Origin of the sequence: Mameliella sp. CS4, from assembly GCF_019392335.1 — a bacterium.
Taxonomy (GTDB): Bacteria; Pseudomonadota; Alphaproteobacteria; order Rhodobacterales; family Rhodobacteraceae; genus Antarctobacter.
In genome coordinates, this window is record NZ_JAHXRQ010000020.1 from 89,790 (window position 1) to 96,903 (window position 7,114).

At 57.5% G+C, this 7,114-nt stretch carries 5 protein-coding genes and 1 pseudogene; 2 read left to right on the top strand and 4 right to left on the bottom strand.

The window, feature by feature from the left end:
* Positions 1 to 68: 68 nt before the first annotated feature.
* On the bottom strand, positions 69 to 1,304 hold the full coding sequence (locus KZZ07_RS20460) for a transporter substrate-binding domain-containing protein (RefSeq protein ID WP_219516791.1): 1,236 nt from the start codon (positions 1,302 to 1,304) through the stop codon (positions 69 to 71).
* An 884-nt stretch (positions 1,305 to 2,188) separates the two neighbouring features.
* On the opposite strand from KZZ07_RS20460, the gene KZZ07_RS20465 reads away from it, so the two are divergent.
* Complete coding sequence (locus tag KZZ07_RS20465; protein WP_219516794.1) at positions 2,189 to 3,517, top strand: purine-cytosine permease family protein; 1,329 nt, start codon at positions 2,189 to 2,191, stop codon at positions 3,515 to 3,517.
* 73 nt (positions 3,518 to 3,590) lie between these two features.
* Entirely contained in the window at positions 3,591 to 4,610 is a 1,020-nt protein-coding gene (locus tag KZZ07_RS20470) for an alpha/beta fold hydrolase (protein ID WP_219516796.1), read from the top strand.
* Positions 4,611 to 5,167: 557 nt separating this feature from the next.
* On the opposite strand, the pseudogene KZZ07_RS20475 reads toward KZZ07_RS20470, so the two are convergent.
* The 3 genes and pseudogenes from KZZ07_RS20475 to KZZ07_RS20485 all read right to left on the bottom strand — a co-directional run.
* A pseudogene (locus KZZ07_RS20475) lies at positions 5,168 to 5,865 on the bottom strand (transposase); the annotation flags it as partial.
* 91 nt (positions 5,866 to 5,956) lie between these two features.
* Positions 5,957 to 6,364 (bottom strand): hypothetical protein, encoded by a 408-nt coding sequence (locus KZZ07_RS20480; RefSeq protein WP_219516797.1) that lies wholly within the window; start codon positions 6,362 to 6,364, stop codon positions 5,957 to 5,959.
* A 204-nt stretch (positions 6,365 to 6,568) separates the two neighbouring features.
* Positions 6,569 to 7,114: hypothetical protein (locus KZZ07_RS20485; RefSeq protein WP_219516799.1), on the bottom strand; the 546-nt coding region annotated here is incomplete at its 5' end.

Consider the following 7,114-nt stretch of genomic DNA (forward strand, 5'->3'; position numbering starts at 1 on the left):
TTCCCATTGGCCCGGCTCGTTTTTCAGAGCCGGGCGCTGCCTGTTTTTCTTGGATGGAGTTGGTTTGGTCAGGCTTTGACCAGGCCCTCACCGGTACAGGTCTGGCCTTCGTAGGCGGCATAGGGCCTCGGAGCGATCCGCTCCTTGGATTCAACCAGAACCTCGGCCTGACCGTCGGTCTTCCACTGCCCGATTTTGGGCCAAAGATGCGTGTGCAGGTTTTCGTCGATCAGAACCTCGCCCTGCGGGGCATTCAACGTCAGGCCAACAGCCGCATCACGAATGGTTTGCGGCGTGATGTTCGCGGGATCGACTTTTTCAAGCGCCGCCTTGAACTGGTAGACTTGGAAGTATGCGGCCTCGCTCACGAAATGAGTCACCTGGTCGCCGCCATAGCGGGATTTGTAGGCTTCGACGAATTTCTCGTTCTCCGGAGTGCCGTGCCCCATGAAGTACGGCGCAGACGAGAAATGGCCCGCGGCCGCCTCGCCACCGATTGCCTTTACCTCGACTTCGGACCGGGTCAGGCTGACAACGGGCATCTGCGACGGATCGAGTTCCGCAGCATGATACTGGCGCGCGAATGCGACGTCAGAATCCCCGACAACGGTTGCAAAGATGACGTCCGGCTTTTCCGCGCGGATCCGGTTGATGACCGAGCTGAAATCCGAGTGGCCAAGCGGCACATATTCTTCGTTCACAACCTCGCCGCCGTATTTGGCAAGCAGGGTCTTGCAGTAGTTGTTTTCTTCTTTCGGATACACATAGTTGTTGCCGATCATGAAGAAGCGCGGACCAAAATTCTCGATGGCCCAGGGGATCAGGTCGTCTTGCTGCTGGTTCGGAACGGCGCCGCCGTACATGACGTTGCGCGAGCACTCCCGCCCTTCGTACAGGGTCGGATACCAGTAGAGGTTGTTGCGCTGCTCGGTGACCGGCAGAACAGCCTGGCGGCTCGCCGAAGTGTAGGACCCGAACACGCTGACGCATTTGTCACGGATCATCAGGCGCCGGGCACGGTTGGCATAGGTTGCCGGGTCGGATGCAGGATCTTCGATGATCGGGCGCAGCTGGCGGCCATGAATGCCCCCCGAGGCGTTGATCTCTTCGATCGCCATGAGCGCGGCATCATGCAGAGTGCTCTCCACAACGGCCACCGCGCCCGTCAGCGAAAACAGCAAGCCGACAGGAATATCTGCGCCCTGCGCAAGAGCCCGGCCGGACGAAGCCAACAGTGCGGGTGTCGATAACATGCCCGCTGTGCCAACAGCCCCCATGCCCCCGAGAAAGTCACGACGTTTCATTCAATCTTCTCCTCTGTTGTTTCCGAGCGGCTGCATCTGTCGGCAACAAAAAAGGCCCTCCGATGCGGTGCAGTCACCACGCTCGGAGAGCCTTTTTGCTCGATATATTTTTAGACTCGCATTTGAGCCTGTTTCGATAGTTCAGGATCGACTCAAACTTTGCAAGTATTAATTTATACGGGTTTTCAACATGTTAAAATAATATTCATGTCCCAACATCGCTTTGACACACGATTTTGAGAGCAGAATTTCCGGTACCGCACGGGAACAGAACAAGAGATTCGCGACGTTTTTCCAGCAACCGCCAAAGCAATCAACCGAAGCCCTGAACCTGGTTTCGGCACTGGTTGGGTGGACGCCCGGACATGCTTGGATCGCGCGAGTCACATGATCGGCTGGGTCGTTCTCGACTTGGATGCGCTCGGTTTTCAGACATGGCCAGCTCGCGCCACTGATAGATCGCTTAAAAATGCGGCAAACCAAGGCGTGACCCGTCAAAACTGCAGTCTTTCAAATTCAACATTTGCAATTTGTCTCGAATCACTTAACGTGAATTCACCCAAGTCCAAAGGCGTGCTTGGGTTTCAGAACGGCAGTTGAGCCCCGATTTCAGTCGATAAACAATCGACTGGTTGGGGCTTTTTTTGTTTTGCGGCATGAGCTTGCCGCGAAATTGCAAAGGTTTGAAAGCAAGGCAAAAAAAACCGATCCATACACATCGACCCGACGCAATCCGCTGAAGCTTTCTGCGTCGTCCGGGTTGGTGGACGAAACAATCACAACAAATGCGAACACCGTCCGCTTGGGCGCCCATCGGCAACGCCGTCGGGTGAAGGATGATTTTTGCCTGAAGAACCAGCCTGAAACGACAGAGAGGTATCAAAATGTCTTCACCACACCGTCACGTCGAGCCGGAAGCGCTCGAACATATCGAAGAGAACATCGATCACGCCCTGGGCGAGGAATATGAACACGACCCCGTTCCGCCCGGGGCCCGGCGCAGCATGTTCTCGGTCACGATGGTCTGGATGGGCTTCCCGATGATCATCACCGGTGCGATGACCGGTTCGATCCTGGTACTTGGCATGGGCTTCAGCAATGCGCTGAAGGCGATGATCATCGGTAACCTGATCATGCTGGTCTATGTCGGCGCCCTTGGCTTGCTGGGCTCGCGCAAGGGTCTGAACTTTGCCCTGCTGGCCAGCATCGTGTTCGGGCGCAAGGGCTATGTGTTTGCCTCCGGTCTGCTGTCGACACTGTTGTTGGGCTGGTACGCGGTGCAGACCGGGATCACCGGAGCCTTGGTCAGCGGCACCTACGGCCTGAACTACGTCGTCATGACAACGATCGCAGGCGTGTTGTATATCGGCATTACCTTCATCGGGGTCAGGGGCCTGCACCTGATCGGAACGGTCTCGGTTCCGCTGTTCGTGGTGCTCGGCCTGTGGGTCGCCAGCGATGCCGCCTCCACCACCACCTGGGCCGAGATCATGGCCTATCCCGGCAACAACGGGGTCGCCAGCATGTCGATGGGGGTGGGCCTGACAGTTGTCATCGCGCTGTTCATCGACGCCGGCACCGTGACTGCAGACTTCAACCGCTGGGCCAAGGACGATGCCAGTTCGCTGGTTGCCACATTCAGCGCCTTCCCCTTTGCCAACCTGATCGCCATGCTTGTGGGTGGCGTCATGACCGCGGCGCTGGCCGTTCCGGACGCCAATCCCTTTGGATCCGACAACATGTTCGGCTACATGAACGCCCAGCAGATGACCTGGCTCAGCGTTCTGGCCTTTGCCTTCCTCTATGCAAACCTCGGCTCGGTCTGTGCACACTGCCTGTACAATGCCGCAACTGGCTGGTCGCGAATCCTGGGCAGCCATATGCGCCTGTTCGCCATCTTGCTGGGTGTCGTCGGGATCTTGATTGCCGCAACCAACGTCTGGGCCTTTTTCATCGAGTGGCTTTCGCTACTGGGCATCCTCGTGCCGCCGATTGGTGCTATCATCCTGATGGACCAGTTCGTGGTACGCAAAGGATCCGAAATTGATACAGACTGGCGTGGCACGGCCTTTCTGGCCTGGGCTTGCGGTTCGATCGTGGCTTTCTTGGTTGAATGGTACGCACCGCAGCTCTCGACCGCGATCTCGGCCGGCATCGTCGGCGCCATCGCCTATCTGGTCCTGAGCAAGATGGCCGGCACCAAGGCTGCCTGATCCACGACACCACCATTCAGCGGCGCGGCCACGGTCGCGTCGCCCCCCCCCCTGCCACCTTTAGGAGACCACGATGACCCTAGACTATGAAATCTTCGACCTGGGCGATTTCCAATTCCAGCGCGGTGCGACGATCCGGGACTGCAAACTTGCCTACAAGACCTTCGGCACCTTGAACGAAGCCAAGGACAACGTGATTGTCTACCCGACCTGGTATTCGGGACAGCACTACGACAACGAATGGCTTGTCGGTCCCGGCATGGCGCTGGATCCGGACAAGTATTTCATTATCATCCCCAACATGTTCGGCAACGGGTTGTCGTCGTCGCCGTCGAACACGCCCGAACCCTATAACGCGGATCGTTTTCCGCAAGTCACTGCCTATGACAATGTCAGGGCCCAGCACCGGCTTGTGACTGAAAAGTTCGGCATCGAAAAGATCAGAATGGTCACCGGATGGTCGATGGGCGCGTTGCAGACCTTTCACTGGGCCGCCATGTATCCCGACATGATGGAAACGATCGCGCCGTTCTGCGGGTCGGCCAAGTGTTCGCGCCACAACTTCGTCTTTCTGGAAGGGGTCAAGGCGGCGCTTTGCGCCGATGCCGCCTGGGAAAACGGGCGCTACAGGGAAAAGCCGGAAAAGGGCCTGCGCGCCATGGCACGGGTTTATGCCGGTTGGGGGTTCTCGCAGGATTTCTACCGGGCCGAGCTGGACCTTGAGACGCTGGGCTTTTCCTCGCTCGAGGACTTCCTGATCGCCTTCTGGGAAGGTTTCTTCCTGCCCAAGGACGCGAACAACCTGCTGACCATGGCCTGGACCTGGCAGAATGGCGATATCAGTGACAACGAACTGTACAACGGCGACTATAAAAAAGCGCTGGGGGCGATCAAGGCCAAGGCATATGTCATGCCTGGTCAGACCGACCTGTATTTCCCGCCTGCGGACAGTGAGAACGAGGTTGCCAACATGCCCAACGCCGAATTCGTCCCGATCCCATCGATCTGGGGTCATTTCGCGGGCGGTCCCGGCACCAATCCGGACGATGTGAAATTCATCGACGACAAGCTCAAGGAGCTTTTGGCAAGCTGACCGTCAGAGGAGCGCCAAAGCCGGGGCGGCATCAAATCGGTGCCGCTTCGGGTGCATCTAGCCAGGTTGACCAGAAGCCGGACGCTGCCCGCACCGTCGGATTGGATTGAAGAACACAGGACTGGGCCGTCGAACAGCGACACAACGCCGGTACGGCGATCCTCGTTGCCGTCTGCCTCCGTCTAGCTCGTGAGGGTAGCAGGCAGTCGGACTGGCTACGAGGCTCCTGCGATGTGCAGGAGTTCACCCTCTGACTGCGCGAGCCCCCCTTACATTCCCCGGGCAGCCTTCCAGGGGAATGGCGCGCGAAAGATCCGCTGGCCGATGTCTCCGGCGAAGAACCGGCCATTCGACCGGTCTCGGGCGAGGGGCCGAGAAAAAGCAGTTCTGGCAAGGAAATGTCCTGCACCTCGTCCACTACGGCAGGGGTGAAAGGCGTTGGCGCGTTGCCCTGGCAATGCGTGTTCAGCATCCGGACGCGGGTGCACTTGCCCTGCCCCGTCAGGAGGCCGCGCGCGCCAGCGAAGACGTCCCACTGATCGACTCGTCGGGACGCCGCCACGCGCCCGTTTCCGGCCACGCCGTCGCTTCACAGACAGGCCTTCCTCGCAGTAGATGCGATACAGTTTCTTGTGGTTCATGGTCATGCCCTTGCGTTCCAGCAGGACGCCGATCCGGCCCCTCTCGGGACATCACTTCGTGATGCCCTGCCGGGCAGCGGGATACCCAAACCGACGCCGCTTGCCGGCGATCTCCTGCATCTCCTTTCGGATCTCGGTGCAATCCGGCGGGCGTTCTCGCCGGACAGTCTTGGGATCAACACCGACCAGCCTGCAGGCCCCCTCTCGGCAGATTTGCTACGCAAATCGCCTGCCGGGCAATGGGACGCTGCGAGATATCATGATCCCGCATCACCCGGAGCGCCGCGTCTCGCCGCTTGGTCAATGTCGTCAGTTCTTTCCCAGCAGATCCTTCAGCGCGACGTTGTCCAGCATGATATCGGCCAGCAGGCGCTTGAGTTTAGCGTTCTCGTCTTCGAGCGCCTTCAGTCTGGCGGCCTCAGACACTTCCATCCCGCCATACTTGGCCTTCAGCTTGTAGAACGTCGCGGTGCTTAGACCGTGCCTGCGGCACAGTTCGGCTGTCGGCATCCCTGCCTCCTGCTCTTTGATCATCCCCCTATCGGGACATTGCATTCGCAATGCCCTGTCGGGCAATGGATGATCTGCGCCTCGGTAAAACGGCTCTTTCGCATTCGTCTGCTCCTTCAGAGTTGGCGCAGACTCTACATTACGGTGAGGGATTTCGCGAGGAGCAGGTCAAATTCAATACACTGCCTCCGCCTATCAGTTGATTGGCGAAATAACAGGGAGACTCAAGCAAAGCACATCTATCCACTCTTGCTGCGTCAAGACAGCAACGTGAAATACTTTTTGCCCACTTCGCACTCCCATGCTCACCTTGTGAAATTCATCGATTAGCGCGCTTTCTTCGGAGAAACCTACACTGGGTACAATCCCGCTGGGTTCACTTGAAGTCCAACCCCAAGGAACATCCAGTAGGTACGACTCATTGCAAATCCGCACCGATAGCACGCCCGCCCCAAATGATATTTTGTATTTCTCCCTGCCTGGGAAATAGAAATCCTCTATGTCGATATCAAGCCCATCCGGAAAATAGTGGATCGAATCCAAATTAATTCGACTACCCAAGCTGCGCCCGGATTCCAAAGGATGCAAATCGTATTGGGTCACTCTGGGAACCTAAACTTTTCGTTGGGTCTGCTTGGATAGTGCAGATCTACTGTCCAGGCGCTTTTCGATCCAGCCCGATTGTTTCTAGTACTTCCACTTCTTAGCACTTTCGTTCCTCCACCAGGTAGCGGCCCGCGGGTAATGCTTATTCCATTGCCGTTAACCTGATGCGTCACAGATTTACCGGGAGCAATTGGGAGACTATCAAAAAATTTCGCGTGCCGCCTTTTTGCCACCGGGTTTTTCCAAAATGTTTCGCCCTGTGTTGACCGCTCGGTCTTGCAAGCCAGAAACGGTCTTACCGAGCGAGGAGAGCCCAGGGCGCACCATCCCGACCCTTCCCATACCTAACCCGATTCCCATCAACCCGGCTTCCGTGGTGTCGGCAGGGACAACAGATTGCAGTCCAACAAGAGCGTTTAGCTCCAGCATTAGAAGGTCGGCTTGGGTAATCGGTGATTGCCCCGGTGTCGCACCACAGTCTCGCACCGAGTTGCACCCCGTTGTCGGAGCCTGATTGGCAGGGATCCCTGCAATCTCATTTTGGAGGTGCTTTATTTCCGCATCTATTGACCCAGCAGTTTCATCATAGAGAGGAAGAGGCTCTGTTTCATCAATACGGGCCTGATCCTCTTCGGAACATGCCCCACCGCAGGCATTGCCATTGGGGTCCTGACCTGCCCCTTTTTTCAGGGCCAGTCGTAAGTCGAGCTTGTTCCCCTTTTGCGTGCCATCATTCGGCGGCGTGAG